Annotated in this window: 14 protein-coding genes; 11 read left to right on the forward strand and 3 right to left on the reverse strand. The window is 38.2% G+C overall.

Going from position 1 to position 15,760, the window contains the following annotated elements; genetic code table 11:
- The 9 genes from ACTG7L_RS09210 to ACTG7L_RS09250 form a co-directional block, all read left to right on the forward strand.
- Nucleotides 1-2,531, forward strand: a 2,531-nt coding sequence (locus tag ACTG7L_RS09210) for a hemagglutinin repeat-containing protein (RefSeq protein WP_439328285.1), incomplete at its 5' end; no start/stop codon positions are given.
- An 8-nt stretch (nucleotides 2,532-2,539) separates the two neighbouring features.
- Nucleotides 2,540-2,902, forward strand: coding sequence for a hypothetical protein (locus ACTG7L_RS09215; protein WP_439328286.1), 363 nt, complete (start codon nucleotides 2,540-2,542; stop codon nucleotides 2,900-2,902).
- Nucleotides 2,895-3,218, forward strand: a complete 324-nt coding sequence (locus ACTG7L_RS09220; protein WP_439328287.1) for a hypothetical protein — start codon at nucleotides 2,895-2,897, stop codon at nucleotides 3,216-3,218. The genes ACTG7L_RS09215 and ACTG7L_RS09220 overlap by 8 nt, the downstream gene beginning before the upstream one ends.
- A gap of 3 nt (nucleotides 3,219-3,221) precedes the next feature.
- A complete protein-coding gene (locus ACTG7L_RS09225) occupies nucleotides 3,222-3,455 on the forward strand; it encodes a hypothetical protein (RefSeq protein WP_439328288.1) in 234 nt (77 codons plus the stop codon).
- A 240-nt stretch (nucleotides 3,456-3,695) separates the two neighbouring features.
- The gene (locus ACTG7L_RS09230; RefSeq protein ID WP_439328289.1) at nucleotides 3,696-6,287 is read left to right on the forward strand and encodes a hemagglutinin repeat-containing protein; all 2,592 of its coding nucleotides are present in this window, start codon (nucleotides 3,696-3,698) and stop codon (nucleotides 6,285-6,287) included.
- Complete coding sequence (locus ACTG7L_RS09235; protein ID WP_439328290.1) at nucleotides 6,280-6,597, forward strand: hypothetical protein; 318 nt, start codon at nucleotides 6,280-6,282, stop codon at nucleotides 6,595-6,597. Before ACTG7L_RS09230 ends, ACTG7L_RS09235 begins: the two co-directional genes overlap by 8 nt.
- A 294-nt stretch (nucleotides 6,598-6,891) precedes the next feature.
- The gene (locus ACTG7L_RS09240; protein WP_439328291.1) at nucleotides 6,892-8,226 is read left to right on the forward strand and encodes a chloride channel protein; all 1,335 of its coding nucleotides are present in this window, start codon (nucleotides 6,892-6,894) and stop codon (nucleotides 8,224-8,226) included.
- An 11-nt stretch (nucleotides 8,227-8,237) separates the two neighbouring features.
- Entirely contained in the window at nucleotides 8,238-9,227 is a 990-nt protein-coding gene (gene dusA / locus ACTG7L_RS09245; RefSeq protein WP_439328292.1) for a tRNA dihydrouridine(20/20a) synthase DusA, read from the forward strand.
- Between the two features lie 275 nt (nucleotides 9,228-9,502).
- Entirely contained in the window at nucleotides 9,503-9,724 is a 222-nt protein-coding gene (locus tag ACTG7L_RS09250) for a sulfurtransferase TusA family protein (protein WP_439328293.1), read from the forward strand.
- Nucleotides 9,725-9,745: 21 nt separating this feature from the next.
- Here the strand turns inward: ACTG7L_RS09250 and rsmG are convergent, their stop codons facing one another.
- The 3 genes from rsmG to tal form a co-directional block, all read right to left on the reverse strand.
- Nucleotides 9,746-10,408 (reverse strand): 16S rRNA (guanine(527)-N(7))-methyltransferase RsmG, encoded by a 663-nt coding sequence (rsmG, locus tag ACTG7L_RS09255; protein ID WP_439328294.1) that lies wholly within the window; start codon nucleotides 10,406-10,408, stop codon nucleotides 9,746-9,748.
- Nucleotides 10,398-12,287 carry a tRNA uridine-5-carboxymethylaminomethyl(34) synthesis enzyme MnmG gene (mnmG, locus tag ACTG7L_RS09260; protein WP_439328295.1) on the reverse strand — a complete coding sequence of 630 codons (1,890 nt, stop codon included), beginning with the start codon at nucleotides 12,285-12,287 and terminating at the stop codon, nucleotides 10,398-10,400. The genes rsmG and mnmG overlap by 11 nt, the downstream gene beginning before the upstream one ends.
- A 451-nt stretch (nucleotides 12,288-12,738) precedes the next feature.
- Nucleotides 12,739-13,692: a transaldolase gene (tal, locus tag ACTG7L_RS09265; RefSeq protein WP_439328296.1), complete on the reverse strand. Its 954-nt coding sequence runs from the start codon at nucleotides 13,690-13,692 to the stop codon at nucleotides 12,739-12,741.
- 193 nt (nucleotides 13,693-13,885) lie between these two features.
- Here tal and mobB point away from each other — a divergent pair, with 193 nt between their 5' ends.
- Complete coding sequence (gene mobB, locus ACTG7L_RS09270; protein WP_439328297.1) at nucleotides 13,886-14,380, forward strand: molybdopterin-guanine dinucleotide biosynthesis protein MobB; 495 nt, start codon at nucleotides 13,886-13,888, stop codon at nucleotides 14,378-14,380.
- A gap of 1 nt (nucleotide 14,381) precedes the next feature.
- Nucleotides 14,382-15,758, forward strand: coding sequence for a DHA2 family efflux MFS transporter permease subunit (locus ACTG7L_RS09275; protein WP_439328298.1), 1,377 nt, complete (start codon nucleotides 14,382-14,384; stop codon nucleotides 15,756-15,758).
- Nucleotides 15,759-15,760 lie beyond the last annotated feature (2 nt).

Consider the following 15,760-nt stretch of genomic DNA (forward strand, 5'->3'; position numbering starts at 1 on the left):
CTAAAAATGCCAATATCACAGGGGTAGAAAGCGATTACGAAAGCAACTACAAATATCAAATGAAACAAAGTGGGTTAACGGTAGCAGTAAATATTCCTGCTTTACAAGCCTTGCAAAGTGCCATATCCACAGTGAAATCAATAAAAACCGTTGGGCAAAGCAAAGATGACCGAATTAATGCGTTAGCGGCAGCGAATGTAGCTTGGGATACTTTGCGTACTGCTGATAGTGCAATGTCTGCGATTGGATCGACTAAAGCATTAATGAACAATGATATGGCGAATACAAATATTAGTGTTACCTTAACTTATGGTAAACAGAAAAATGTTAATAGCAGTCATACCAGTGGAGACGAGATAGCTTCTAGTAAGATCAACGCAGATAAAAAAGCAATGATTATTGCGACAGGTGACAATGAAAAATCTAATATTAATATTAAAGGCTCGGATATAAGCGGTAATAAAGGCACGATATTAATAGCAGATAACAATGTCAATATAGAGGCACAAAAACAAACGCATCAAGAACGATCAACTAATCAGTCTAGCGGTTTTAATGCGGGTGTCGCTATAAGCTATGGTTCCAATGGTTTCGCCGCAGGATTTACTGCGGGTGGTAATTATGGAAAAGGATATGGTAACGGAGATGAGGTTTCTTGGCACAATAGCCATATTGGAAGTTTAAATAGTCAAACTGTTATTTCCAGTCAAAATGACACAAGGATTAAAGGTGCCCAAGTTATTGGTAAGTCGGTTCAAGTTAATGCTCAAAATCTTAATATTGAAAGTTTACAGGATACGATGACGTACAAAGGTAAACAGATGAATGTATCAGGGCAAGCAACTGTTGGTTATGGGGCATCTGTTTCAGCAAGTTATAATCAATCAAAAGTGAATGCGGATTATGCCAGTGTGATTGAACAATCAGGCATTTTTGCTAAAGATGAAGGTTATCAAATTAATGTGGCTAACAATACAGATTTAAAAGGAGCCATTATTACATCCACGAGTAAAGCTGAACAAGATGGAAAGAATCATTTTAGTACAGCAACACTGACACATTCAGATATTGAAAATCATAGTGATTATTCTGCGAGTGGCTTTGGTTTAAGTGGCGGATTTTCGATTAAAGGTGATTTTACTGTCCCACTAGGGGGTAAGCCTGAATCAACAGATACAACTACTCAAACAGAAGCTATCACGACCACAGAAAAGGATAATAAAACTATTTATGTGATCAAAGGATTAGGTGGGCAATATTTATCATCGGAACAAGCTGGTGTCGAAGATATGAAAAAAGAAAATGGTAAGGCTACTCAACTAAATGGTGTCGCCGGTGTGTTTAGCCAAGGAAATTGGGGCGTAGCGAAAAGTTTAGCAACAGGTCTTCTTGGTCAAGTGCATGATAATGGTAGTGACCAAAGCGTCACATCTAGCTTTATTAATACAAAAAATGTGCTCATTACAGATAATGATAAACAACAAAAATTAACAGGAAAAACAACGGATGAAACGATTCAAGCCGTGACTCAACATAATTCACATCAAGCTTTAGAAAAAGTGGATGTTGAAAAAATTAAGTCCAATATGGAACAGGATTTATCTGTTGCTCAAGATTTTGTCAATAATCTGAATCAAATCGGCGATAAACTTTATTATGAAGTGGAAAAAAACGACAAGAATATCCTTGTCAAATATAAACCTGAGAATTGTGACGATCCAAGTTGTTTGCGTTTCTTTGAATTGGATATGGAGAAAGTGCAAAATAAAGAAATACTGACGAAAGAAGAAGCAGAAATATTATCCAGAATGTATGTACATGGGATTTTTAATACGACGGATGAAGATCGGACAGAGGGAGGCATTTTATATAGTGGCAAAGATACCTTAAATAACGCCTCCATTATCGTCAGAAAACCTTATGTTGGTGTCGCAGAAGAAGTTACTTATACCATTTTTGAACGATTACGAGCTGGGGCAAATCTACCAAGTCTATTTGGAGCATCAAATGCCAGTCGAGATCAGGTAACCATTTGGGATAAATTAAATCAATACAACCAAGAGAACGCCAATGATAAGGTTAATTTAACCCATGTAGCACACAGTTTAGGTGTGTCTAGCACCAAAAATGCCATAAATTGGGCAAATTATCAACACACCAATCTTAAAGAAACGAAAGCAAATTTAACCGCACTTGGTACAAGCTACCCGATTTATAGTGATATTGAAACGGGGTATTTTGATTCCGCATCAGGGTTATTTGGCAAAACTAGATTAGATTACGCCATTGCACCACAAGATTGTGTAGGAACCTGTTTGTTAATTGGTAGAACGAATTCTACGGCGGAAAACACGAAAGTTGGGGTGCCTTTGGTGGATTTGTTAAGTCATCATATATCCTATGTAAAAGACAGAGATGTTTTAAATTTTTATAACAAAAAAGATAGAGAGCCAGATCTCCAAGGTATTTGGAATAGAGATACCAATTCAGAAAATTTTGGTCCCGAAATTAAAACTTTGATAAGTAAATAGGGGGAGCTATGAAATTCATAGTGTTTATAGTTTATACTTTGATATTATCAGGATGTATAGAGCTTCGTCATTTTCCTGTGGGAGTGCCAGGGGAAGTTAAACAATGGGAAAAAGATCATAAATATTCATACCATATATTTAATAGCTGTTCAGAAAGCAGTAATAATAATTTAACTAATGAGGAAGTTATATTGCTAAAGGATCATAACATCCCTTATGGTAGAATAAAAAGTATTATTGAAAAAAGGGCACCCTATGTAGCTAATTGCATGTATGAAAAGGGGTATAGATTTAACCCTGAGTTGGGATGGTGTTCCTATTCGGATAATAAAAACACTTATATTTGTAAAAATGCGAGTAAGTATGAATAAGTATTTTAATTCCGCACCATCGTTACTCGGAAAAACAAGATTAGATTACGCCATTGCACCACAAGATTGTGTAGGAACCTGTTTGTTAATAGTTAGAACGGATTCTACAGCGGAAAATCCGAAAGTTGGAGTGCCGTTGTTAGATCATCATAAAGCCTACATAAGAGATGTGGATGTACTTAATTTTATATATAGCACTAAAGATAACAGTGGACAAAAGCTTAAAGTTTTATATGAAAAGAATCAAGCAGTGTGGAAGAGAGGTTCTGAAAGTAAAACATTTGGACCTATTTTTAATAGACTAGAAAGTGAGTAAATTATGAAAATAGTTACACTGATAATTTTACTTGGATACATAGGTGGGTGTAGTACTATTTATCAAATACGTTATATGGATACATCTTTTTCTGGAGAACATAAACAATGGAAGAATACCCACTATTCTTTTAATGATTTTTCAATTTGTAAAGATAAAGCTAAAAATATTCTAACAGATGAAGAAAAAAAATATTTGGTGATATTAGATCTCCCAAAGATAGCTTTGAAACAGTAATAGAAAAATTCTCCCCTGTATACTATGATTGTATTTATGGAAAGGGATACAGGTTTAATCCAGAGTTAGGCTATTGTTCATACTGGAAAGATACTTATATCTGTAAAAATGCGAGTAAGTATGAATAAATATTTTGATTTTGCATCCGAGTTATTCTGCAAAACAAGATTAGATTATGCTATTGCACCAAAAAGATTGTGTAGGAACTTGTTCGTTAATTGGTAGAACGAATTCAGTGCGGTGGGCAGTCAAGTTGGTAGCTTACATGGCAAAACTCAAATCATCACGGATGGCAACTATCAACAATCAGGCTCAATCGTCACATCCAAAGACGGTGATGTATTGATTATGGCTAAAAATGCCAATATCACAGGGGTAGAAAGCGATTACGAAAGCAACTACAAATATCAAATGAAACAAAGTGGGTTAACGGTAGCAGTAAATATTCCTGCTTTACAAGCCTTGCAAAGTGCCATATCCACAGTGAAATCAATAAAAACCGTTGGGCAAAGCAAAGATGACCGAATTAATGCGTTAGCGTTAGCGAATGTGGGTTTTGGTGCAGTAAGAACCTATGAACAGGGAAAGGATTTATATAAAAATCTACAAGAAAACGGCATAGATGGCTTAAAACAGGATGTCAGTGTTTCCATTACCTATGGCAAACAAAAGAACACGCAAACCCAACATACTGATGGAAATAAGGTTGAAAAAAGCCAAATCAATGCTGGCGGTAAAGTCAACATTATCACCACAAGTACAGAGAAAAATGATGATTTAACGATTATGGGTTCTGATGTCAGTGGCAATCAAGGTACTCACTTAAGCAGTCAAAATAATGTCAATATATTAGCCATGGATGAAAATCACCATGAACGCAGTAAAAATAAATCTAGTGGTTGGAATGCAGGTGTCGCAGTGAGTTATGGACAAAGTGGATTTTCCTTTGGTGTAACAGCTGGTGGCAAGATAGCCAAAGGTTATGGCAATGGCGATAGTAAGGCTTGGGTGGAGAGCTATGTAGGTAGCCAAAATAGCCAAACAACCATTGATAGCAAAAAAGACACCAATATCAAAGGTTCACAAGTTGCAGGTAAACAAATTACTGTTAATGCCCAAAACCTAAATATTGAGAGTTTGCAAGACACGGCGACTTACAAGGGCAAGCAAGAAAGTGCAAGTGGGCAAGTGACAGTGGGTTATGGTGTGTCTGCGAGTGCTAGTTATAGCCAATCCAAAATCAACTCAAATTATGCTAGCGTAAATCAGCAAGCAGGGATTTTTGCTGGGGATGATGGATTTAAGGTGAATGTAGCCAACCACACGAACTTAACCGGTGCCTTAATCACTTCCACTGAAAGTGCGGAGGAAAATAGCAGAAATTCTTTTAGTACAGGAACATTGAGTTATTCAGACATTGAAAATATATCTGAATCTAAAGCATCAGGTTTTGGCTTAAATGGTGGTTTGACAATAAGTGGTGGAAATGATCCAGATAAAACCGTTGGCAAGGAAGATTCTGCTAAAGATGTTGGTGCGATAAAATTAACAAAAATGGCAGATAATAATTTAGACTGTAGTTCAAAAATTGAGACTCAAGGTGTTGCTGGCGTATTTAATCAAGGCAACTGGGGAATTACAAAAGGGTTGGTGACAGGATTATTAGGACAAGTCAACCAAAAATCTAAAGATAATAGCATAACATCAAGTCGTATTCAGACGCAAAATATTCAAATTCGTGATGAGCAACAACAGTTTAAAAATACTGGGAAAACGATTCAGCAAACTATTACTGAGTTAAATCAAGATAATCAACATAGAGTATTGGAAAACATCAATGTAGATCAAATTCAATCAGATTTAAATCAAGATCTTAATGTAGCAACTGATTTTGTAAATAATATTGGTGAACGAGGTGATCAGATCTATTATAAAATGGAGAAAAATGAGGACTCTAGTTTCATAATTAAGAAAGAATATGCAAGTTGCGAACATACTGATTGTATAGAAAGAGATGACCCTCTTAAATTGAAAGAACTTATTTATTCAGATCAAATATTAACAGAAAAACAAGCTAAAGAACTTTCTGTAATCAATACTGCAGGTATGTTGAATTTAAAAGATAAAGATAAAATTGATAGTGCAGTTTTATATGGCAACGATCTTTCTAATCTTGATGATATAGGCGTTATTATTAATCGTGGAAGTGCAGGACTTGTAAATGAGTTTATTTTTACTGGTTTTGAACGTTTTAGAGCTTGGGCGAATATGCCAACTATTTTTGGAGCTTCTAATGCTACAAAAGACAAAGTTCAACTGAGTAATAAAATTAATGAATATAATCAATCAGCTTTAGCACAGGGAAAACAAACAGTTGATGTAACTCAAATTGCACATAGTTTAGGTGTTTCAGGTGATAAAAATGCACTTAATTGGGCTGAATATCAGGGTATGAAATATGATAGCACTAAAGTAAATTACTATCATCTTGGAGGTTCTTATTCGTCGGAACAAATTGATAATCAAGCAAAATCTATTTATAAGAATACAACCACTCATTATTTGGGTACTGAGGGAGATTCTATATACCAAGGAATTGGAGGGTATTTTATTGGAAATAATAAAAATGCTACCCCTGTACCTAAAGGATTAGATCTTAGTTTTGGCGAAAGACATTCTGAATCAAATCAGAATATTAATAACTTAAAATATGTTTATAGAATTAATAACGAACAACTGTTAATGCAAAAGGAAAAGACAATTTATATTTTAAATAATATACATAAAAATAATGGGATAAGAATCTTTAATAAGGTGGGTGATCATGAGTAGATTTATCTTTTTTTATTTGATTTTTATGCTTACAGGATGTTCAATTGTATGGGACTTGGCTTATACAGGTAGTCGTTCATCAATATGGGATGATACTTGGAGAAATAAAGATGGTAAACAAATGCCTTATTACATTAATGATATATGTGGCAGGGGCAAAGAATATACTGCTGGGGTATTAACTTATGAACAAGCCATAGAAGAAAGCTCAAAATGTAAATATAATAAAGGATATTATTTTTATTACAGCTTTCTATATTGTAGATATAATAAGGTTGAATGTGATATCCAAAAAAAATATGAAAAATAATGTTAAATCAATATTAGAAAAGATTCAGCCAGATACTCAAGGGGTATGTAGGGGAGAAAAAATGATGAGCCTATAACAAATTTTGTTATAGGCTCCATTGTAACACTCAAATTATCACTGATGGCACTTATCAACAATCAGGCTCAATCGTCACATCCAAAGATGGTGATGTGTAGAGGTACCCTAACCCACAGTCCGCAATAGCAATACTTAATGAGGAAACATCATGAACAATAGCGTGCTGATTTATGTTAATATAAAGCGATTAAAGAAGATCTTATTTATCATTAGCCTATGAATATTCGTTACTTTTTACACAAAAAATTACGCCAAACGCACCGCATTTCTCGCAAAACCGTAGAGTTTTCTTGCTTACTGATTGGGGCGAGTTTGGTGTCGTTGTTTTCCCTTGGCTTTGCCAAATTAGCAGAATTTGGCTTGGAGCTGAATGCCCAATGGACTGCCCATTATCCCCTTGCGGTTTGGGTTGTTTTGCCGTTGGGATTAGCCGCATTAGCTTGGTTTACCCCAAGATACACGCCTTTTGTCGGGGGGAGTGGTATTCCCCAAGTGATTGCCGCCATGAGTTTGCCACATGGTTCAAGAAAATCCCATTTGGTGCAGTTTGTGCAAACCCTTTGGAAAATTCCACTCACCTTTTTAGCCATGTTATTTGGTGCCTCCGTGGGACGTGAGGGGCCGTCTGTGCAAGTGGGTGCCGCTGTGATGTTGGCTTGGGGCAACTGGTGTCATCATCATAATGTGGCATTCCGAGGTTTGAATGCCAATGAGTTAATGGCCGCCGGTGCCGGTGGTGGGTTAGCGGCCGCCTTTAATGCACCGCTCGCTGGGGTGATTTTTGCCTTAGAAGAACTCGGACGTGGGGTCATTTTGCGTTGGGAGCGACGTGTGTTATTAGGCGTGCTTGCCGCCGGTTTTATTTTGGTCGCCATTGACGGTAATAACCCCTATTTTCCTTTATACAAAGGAGCAAACAATGCAGATAAAATCTTGCTTTGGGTGCTGTTATGCGGCGTGATCTGCGGTGTTTTTGGTGGAATTTTTGCCCGACTTTTAGCCAAAGGCGTGGCAGGCGTCGTGCCTGGGGTGATTCGTGGTTGGGTACGCCGTCATCCGATTTTGATCGCCATGATTTTAGGTTTGATTTTAGCAGGGCTTGGCACCTACACCCACGGTCAAACCTACGGCACCGGTTATAAAGTGGTGACGCAAGCCCTAGGCGGAGAACTGGTGGAACCTGAAGTGACGGGCATAGCCAAATTATTTGCTACGGTAGCGACCTATTGGACAGGTATTGCAGGGGGAATTTTCACGCCGGCGTTAACAGTGGGGGCAGGTATTGGCTCTCAAATTGCCGGTTTTACAGGCGGTTTAGTGGACGCTCGTTTGTTGGTGTTACTCTGCATGGCGGCGTTTTTAGCCGGTGCGACCCAATCGCCAGTGACAGCCGCCGTGGTCGTGATGGAAATGACAGGGAGTCAGCCTGTGTTAATTTGGTTATTAATCGGCGGTATTATTGCTACCATTGTGTCACGTCAAATTATGCCAAAACCGTTTTACCATTTTGCCGCAGGCCGTTTTCGTCAACGTATTCAAGAACAAGGATAATAAAAAAACTTATGCAAAATCAACCGCACTTTCCTACGCCTTATTACCGTGGACGTTTTTCCGTGGCACCCATGTTAGATTGGACAACTCGTCATTGCCGTTATTTTCATCGTCAATTTACTAAGCAGGCTTTACTTTATACGGAAATGGTGACGGCACCTGCGATTATTCACGCCAAATATGATCATTTAGACTTTGATTTAGCGGAAAATCCTGTTGTCTTACAATTAGGCGGCAGCGACCCTGAACAGCTCAAACAATGTGCGATTTTAGCGGAACAACGAGGTTATCAAGAGATTAATTTGAACGTTGGCTGTCCTTCCGACCGAGTGCAAAATGGCATGTTTGGGGCATGCTTAATGGCAAAAGCAGATTTAGTGGCAGACTGTGTGAAAGCGATGCAAAGTGCGGTGCAAATTCCTGTCACGGTGAAAACCCGTATCGGCATTGATGAGCTAGACAGCTATGATTTTCTGTGTGATTTTGTGCAAAAAGTGCAAGCCGTGGGCTGTCAGGATTTTATCGTCCATGCTCGTAAAGCGTGGTTATCTGGCTTAAGCCCAAAACAAAATCGTGAAATTCCGCCATTGGATTACGAACGAGTGTATCAGCTCAAACGAGATTTCCCTGAACTTTGGATTAGCATTAACGGTGGCATTAAAACCATTGCAGAAATGCAAACCCATTTGCAGCACGTTGATGGGGTAATGGTGGGCCGTGAAGCCTATCAAAATCCGTCTTTATTAGGCGAAATTGATCGAGCGTTGTTTGACCCTAATGCTCCGATCATCACCGCTCATCAAGCGGTGCGGAATATGTTCCCTTATATTGAAAATCAACTCAGTCAAGGCGTGTATTTAAATCATATTGTTCGCCATATATTGGGTGCATTCCAAAATTGCAAAGGGGCAAGACAATGGCGACGGCATTTAAGTGAAAATGCCTGCAAGCCGAATGAGGGGGTGGACGTGGTGGAAACCGCCCTTAGTTTTGTGGAATAAATTTTAATACAGATAATATTTTTACTATTATTAAATACAACAGCGTGACAGTTTTACTTTAGTAATAGCACAATGTTTTGCGGTGAAAAAATAGATTTTTTTACCGCATTCTTATACCTAAAGGAAATATAATTAAACAAAAAATTATTGGCTTGTTATAAGTATTTTTTGCATAATTATTCTTATCAAAGAATTATTATGCTTTATGCCTTTTTTATTACCATTAGCAATGCTTTAACAGCCATAGAGGTTATTAACAAAATAAGGAAAAAATAATGATTGTAAAATTAGAAACAGCTGGATTAGTTTGCCCATTCCCACTCGTGGAAGCCAAAGAAACCATGGCAAAATTAAACCAAGGTGATGGCATTGAAATCGAATTTGACTGCACTCAAGCCACTGAAGCCATTCCGAATTGGGCAGCCGAAGAAGGCTACGAAGTGACAAACTTTGAGCAAATTGGCGATGCAAAGTGGACTATTACGGTAGTAAAATAAATACATTAAAATATAAAAATTTTACCCTATATTTTGATACCCATTTTTACTTTTTATAATAACCAAACAACGTTCGCCCACCAACTCTGGCACTTGTAACGGAATAACCTGTTGAATAGAAAATTCAGCCGAAAGCTGTTGCACTTCCTCTTGATGATATTGGCCTTTTAAGGCGTAGAATAAACCGTTTTCATGGGGTAAATGATGACACCAATCGGTCATATCCTTTAGGCTAGCAAAGGCTCGGCTTAACACTCCGTCAAATAGATGATCGGGTGTAAATTCTTCTACTCGGCTAAGTACTGGTTCCACGTTAGTCAATCCTAACTCACGCACAGCATTGCGAATAAAGCTAATGCGTTTGCCTAAACTGTCCAATAAATAAAATTGCTTATCTGGATTGATAATCGCCAACGGCAAACCGGGTAAACCCGGTCCTGTACCCACATCAATAAAACGTGAACCTTGTAGGTAAGGGCTTACCACAAGGCTATCTAAAATATGTTTTACCAACATATATTGTGGATCACGCACAGAGGTAAGATTATATGCCTTGTTCCATTTATGCAACAACAACACTAACTGGACTAACTGGCTTTTTTGCTGATCGGTAATAGAAAGTGCGGTGGATTTTAGCAAGGTTTCCAGCTTTTCGCTTAATTGCTGTTCTAAATTAATCGCCACGTTTTAACATTCCCTGTTTTTTTAAGTTCACCAACAAAATAGAAATGGCCGCTGGGGTGATACCTGAAATTCGGCTCGCTTGTCCAATAGAAACGGGACGATGTTGTTCTAATTTGGCTCGTACTTCATTAGATAAACCCACTACAAGACTATAATCAAAACGTTCAGGAATCGCCGTATTCTCATGGCGTTTTTGTTTTTCAATTTCTTCTTGTTGATGTTCAATATAACCTTGATATTTCACCGCTATTTCCACTTGTTCCGCAGCTTGTTTATCTTCCAACGCTGGTGCAAATAAAGCGGTTTTAGTTAAAATATCATAGCTCATTTCAGGACGACGTAATAAATCAATGCCACTGGCTTCACGCACAATCGGGGTATTCACCAACGTATTGATTTCATCTAAATGTTCCGATTTAGTATGAATCCAAATTTGTTTTAGTCGTTCTTGTTCTTTGGCGATGTTGTCCATTTTTTGATTAAATCTCGCCCAACGTTTTTCGTCTATTAATCCTAATTCATGCGCAATTGGCGTTAAACGGATGTCGGCATTATCTTCACGTAACAATAAACGGTATTCCGCTCGAGAAGTGAAGACACGGTAGGGTTCTTTTGTGCCAAGGGTACAAAGATCATCCACTAATACACCAACGTATGCTTGATCTCGGCGTGGATACCAAGGATCTTTTTGTTGTACAAATAACCCTGCGTTAATACCGGCTAACAAACCTTGTGCAGCGGCTTCTTCATAACCCGTTGTGCCATTAATTTGCCCAGCAAAGAACAACCCTTTGATCGCTTTGGTTTCTAAGGTAGGTTTAAGATCTCTCGGATCAAAATAATCGTACTCAATGGCATAACCCGGTTTCACGATGCGAGTTTTTTCTAACCCTTGCATGGAATTTACAATGTCCATTTGCACATCAAAAGGCAAACTGGTGGAAATACCATTTGGATAGACTTCATTAGACGTTAATCCCTCTGGTTCAAGGTAAATTTGGTGAGAATTGCGATCCGCAAAACGCATCACTTTATCTTCAATAGACGGACAATAACGTGGGCCGATCCCCTCAATAACCCCAGTGTACATTGGACTACGATCCAAATTATGGCGGATCACTTCGTGGGTTTTTTCGTTGGTATGCGTAATAAAACAAGGAATTTGACGAGGGTGTTGATCTACTGATCCCATAAAGGAAAAAACCGGTAACACAGCGTCACCATGCTGTTTGGCTAACACATCAAAATTAATGGTACGAGCATCTAAACGAGGTGGTGTGCCTGTTTTTAGCCGATCAACACGTAAGCCTAGATCACGTAAACGATGAGAAAGGGAAACCGATGCTGGATCGCCTGCTCGTCCGCCCTCGTAATTCTGTAATCCAATATGGATCTTACCGGCTAAAAAGGTACCAGCCGTCAAAACCACAGATCTGGCACGAAACTTTAAGCCCATTTTAGTTTCTATGCCAGTGACGTGATCCTGTTCGATCAATACATCGGTCACTTCTTGTTGGAAAATATCTAAATTCGGTTGATTTTCAAGGGCTATACGCACAGCTTGACGATATAACACCCGATCTGCCTGAGCTCGAGTGGCTCGAACCGCTGGGCCTTTAGAACTGTTTAAGGTGCGAAATTGAATCCCTGCTTGATCGGTGGCATGTGCCATAAGACCGCCCATGGCATCAATTTCTTTGACTAAATGCCCTTTACCAATTCCCCCTACCGCAGGGTTACAAGACATTTGTCCAAGGGTATCAATATTATGGGTTAATAAAAGGGTTTTAAGCCCCATTCGAGCAGGTGCAAGAGCGGCTTCTGTACCGGCGTGACCGCCACCTATCACGATCACATCATAATTTTCTGTATAAAACATAAGAACCTTATTAGATAAAAATGATCGCTTTCACCGATCTTTACTTAAAAATAGGCGACTATTTTACCTAAAATTAGATAAACAGGAAAGTAGATCAGATCAATTCGATCAGAAAAGATCCGTTGGCTAATTAATATAGATCTTATTTATATATAAAGATCTTATTATTGTTATTATTAGATCTACTGATCATCGTTGATAAGGATCTTTTTCTTTTTTATATAAATAAGTTAGATCTTTTTTTAAGTTCGTAAAAGCCCGATCTTTACAGTAGATCAGTTATGTATAATTTGCTGAGTTATCCACAGATGAATTACATTTGATTTCTATAAACAATAATAACACAGTTTTTTCAGTGCTTTTTATTGAGTTATCCACAAGAGTAATTTGTACAGAAACAAAAAAAGTGCGGTTTTTTTCACCGCACTTCTGCTTTTTTTATCTCAAAATATTACAATTTGGCTGCTAACATCGCTTCTAATTTTTCAATATCGGCGGCAAATTTGCGAATACCTTCGGCTAATTTTTCCACTGCCATTGGATCAGCATTGTGTTGCCAGTAGAAATCAGCCTCTTTCAATGGTTCTGGACGCGCTTTGACTTCACCTTTATAGTCTAATTTACGTGCTAAAGGTGCAGTGCTGTCTTGTAACTCTTTTAATAATGGTGGTGCAATAGTTAAACGGTCGCAACCCGCTAATTCGGTGATTTCGCCTACATTACGGAAACTAGCCCCCATTACCACGGTTTTATAACCGTATTGTTTGTAGTAGTTGTAAATTTCAGTGACAGAAACCACACCTGGATCTTCTGCTGGTGCGTATTCTTTTTTATCAGAATTTGCTTTATACCAGTCAAGAATACGACCCACAAATGGTGAAATTAAGTAAACACCTGCCTCTGCACAAGCACGTGCTTGTGCTTGGGAGAATAATAGGGTTAAGTTACAGTTAATGTTTTCTTTTTCTAAAATTTCCGCTGCACGGATACCTTGCCATGTAGAGGCAATTTTGATCAAAATACGCTCATTGGCAATGCCTGCTTCGTTGTAAAGACGAATTAATTTGCGTGCTTTTTCAACGGTGGCGTCGGTGTCATAAGAAAGACGAGCATCCACTTCAGTGGAAATGCGTCCAGGCACTAATTTTAAAATTTCTAAGCCGATATTTACGGCTAATTTATCTTCTGCATCAATTAATTGTTGTGCTTTGTTGCCGCTTTGTTGTTTGGCATAAGCAACGGCTTCATCAATTAATGGGGCATATTGTGGCAGTGCGGAGGCACTTAAAATTAATGATGGGTTAGTGGTGGCGTCTTGTGGTTTATAAAGTTTCATGGCTTCAATATCGCCGGTATCGGCGACCACGACGGTTACATTTTTTAAAGCATCTAATTGGGTTGTCATAATTTACCTCTGGTTGATATTACGCTACGGCTGATTATCCATGATAAGTCGATTAAATACCAGTTAAACGATTAAAAACTGTGATCTAGATCACGGTTTTATAATGGAATTTGTATAGCGAACTACAATATAATACATTGAACGCAAGATGAAAATATCAAAGCAACGATATAAATAATAGGTGTAAGATAATATGATGTCTTTTTTGGGTATTACGGGGTATAGCGGCAGTGGCAAAACTACATTATTAGAAAAATTATTGCCAAAATTAACCGCACTTGGATTGCGAGTGGCGGTGATTAAACATAGCCATCATAATGCTCAAGTGGATAAACCCGGTAAAGACAGCTGGCGGATGAAAGAAGCAGGAGCCAGCCAAGTGATTATGGCGTGCGATCAGCGTTGGGCATTAATGACGGAAACCCCTGAGCCAGTTTCCTTTGCTTATTTAATCCAACAATTTGATCCGCAGTTAACGGATTTGGTGTTAATAGAAGGCTTTAAACAAGAACCTATACCTAAAATTTTATTGCATAGAAAAGACATGGATAAACCTTTACCCGAGCAAGACAACCATGTGATTGCCATTGCCAGTGATTATCCTGTTGACACGGATAAACCCTTGTTAGATATTAATCATATTGATCAAATCGCCGATTTTATTTGGCATTATTTAGGGAAACATTAAAATGGAAAAAGCCATTTCACCACGTTCCCTTGCATGGATTGCCGCCACGGCCTTTTTTATGCAAGCCTTAGATACGACCATTTTAAATACCGCACTACCTGCCATTGCAAAAGATTTACAGCAATCCCCTTTACAAATGCAGTTGGCCGTGATCAGCTATGCATTAACGGTAGCGTTGTTTATTCCTATTAGCGGTTGGTTAGCCGATAAATATGGTACGCTAAATATTTTCCGTTTTTCTATTATGATGTTTGTGTTAGGTTCGGTCAGTTGTGCTTTTTCCATGTCATTGGAAATGTTGGTTTTTTCTCGTATATTACAAGGTTTTGGCGGTGCTATGATGATGCCAGTGGCTCGTCTGGCCATTATTCGTACCGTGCCTAAAAATGAATTAATTCCGATTTGGAATCTGATGGCCATGGCCGGTTTAACTGGCCCCATTATTGGCCCTATTTTAGGCGGATGGTTGGTGACTTATGCCTCATGGCATTGGATTTTTTTAATCAATATTCCCATTGGTTTCATCGGCGTGATTCTGTCTAGCTTTTTTATGCCGAATGTGAAAAATCAGCTAAATAAATTTGATTGGCTCGGTTTTTTATTATTTGGTGGTGGTTTAGTTTGTCTGACATTAGGACTTGATTTAGTCAGCGAAACCTTTGTGGAAAAATGGCAAGCAGGTAGTATTTTAGCTGCCGGTTGTTTATTTTTAGTGGCTTATTATTTTTATGCCAGCGGCAATCAACATGCGTTGATTCCACTCAGTTTATTTCAGGTTCGCACTTATTATTTAGGCTCATGGTCGAATTTATTTATTCGTTTATGTGGTTCCGGCATTCCGTTTTTATTACCATTAATGTTGCAAGTGTCATTTCAATACAGTGCAGATTATGCAGGCTTAATGATTACGCCGATTGCTATTAGTTCATTGGTCAGCAAACCGATTATTCGCCCATTGTTAAAATTATTAGGTTATCGAAAATTATTGATGATTAATTCATTATTTATGGCAGTTTCGGTGGGACTAATGGCGTTATTAACCATTGATACGCCGCTTTGGATTTACATTAGTTTACTATCGGTTTATGGTGTGGTACTTTCTATTATGTTCACGTCGGTGAATACCTTGACTGTTTCTGAACTAGACAAACAGACCGCCAGTGCCGGTTCCACCATGCTAAGCATTATTCAACAAGTGGGTATCGGTTTAGGGATTGCCGTTTCTGCTATTGCATTGAATTTTTACCGCACTTTAGTGGAACCCGAACAATTACAACAATCCTTTAGTTATACATTTTTAACCAGTTCTCTTTTTGGTGTAGTATTGCTTTTTGTGGTGGCTAAATTGAAGAAAAATGATGGTGATAATTTACATTAAGT

Origin of the sequence: Lonepinella sp. BR2357 (assembly GCF_051851525.1) — a bacterium.
Lineage (GTDB): Bacteria > Pseudomonadota > Gammaproteobacteria > Enterobacterales > Pasteurellaceae > Lonepinella.

Excerpts from the sequence above, each read along its gene's own strand:
- ACTG7L_RS09215 (WP_439328286.1), top strand. The coding sequence starts at position 2,540 with ATGAAATTCATAGTGTTTATAGTTTATACTTTGATATTATCAGGATGT.
- ACTG7L_RS09220 (WP_439328287.1), top strand. The coding sequence starts at position 2,895 with ATGAATAAGTATTTTAATTCCGCACCATCGTTACTCGGAAAAACAAGA.
- ACTG7L_RS09225 (WP_439328288.1), top strand. The coding sequence starts at position 3,222 with ATGAAAATAGTTACACTGATAATTTTACTTGGATACATAGGTGGGTGT.
- ACTG7L_RS09235 (WP_439328290.1), top strand. The coding sequence starts at position 6,280 with ATGAGTAGATTTATCTTTTTTTATTTGATTTTTATGCTTACAGGATGT.
- ACTG7L_RS09240 (WP_439328291.1), top strand. The coding sequence starts at position 6,892 with ATGAATATTCGTTACTTTTTACACAAAAAATTACGCCAAACGCACCGC.
- dusA (WP_439328292.1), top strand. The coding sequence starts at position 8,238 with ATGCAAAATCAACCGCACTTTCCTACGCCTTATTACCGTGGACGTTTT.
- ACTG7L_RS09250 (WP_439328293.1), top strand. The coding sequence starts at position 9,503 with ATGATTGTAAAATTAGAAACAGCTGGATTAGTTTGCCCATTCCCACTC.
- mnmG (WP_439328295.1), bottom strand. The coding sequence starts at position 12,287 with ATGTTTTATACAGAAAATTATGATGTGATCGTGATAGGTGGCGGTCAC.
- tal (WP_439328296.1), bottom strand. The coding sequence starts at position 13,692 with ATGACAACCCAATTAGATGCTTTAAAAAATGTAACCGTCGTGGTCGCC.
- mobB (WP_439328297.1), top strand. The coding sequence starts at position 13,886 with ATGATGTCTTTTTTGGGTATTACGGGGTATAGCGGCAGTGGCAAAACT.
- ACTG7L_RS09275 (WP_439328298.1), top strand. The coding sequence starts at position 14,382 with ATGGAAAAAGCCATTTCACCACGTTCCCTTGCATGGATTGCCGCCACG.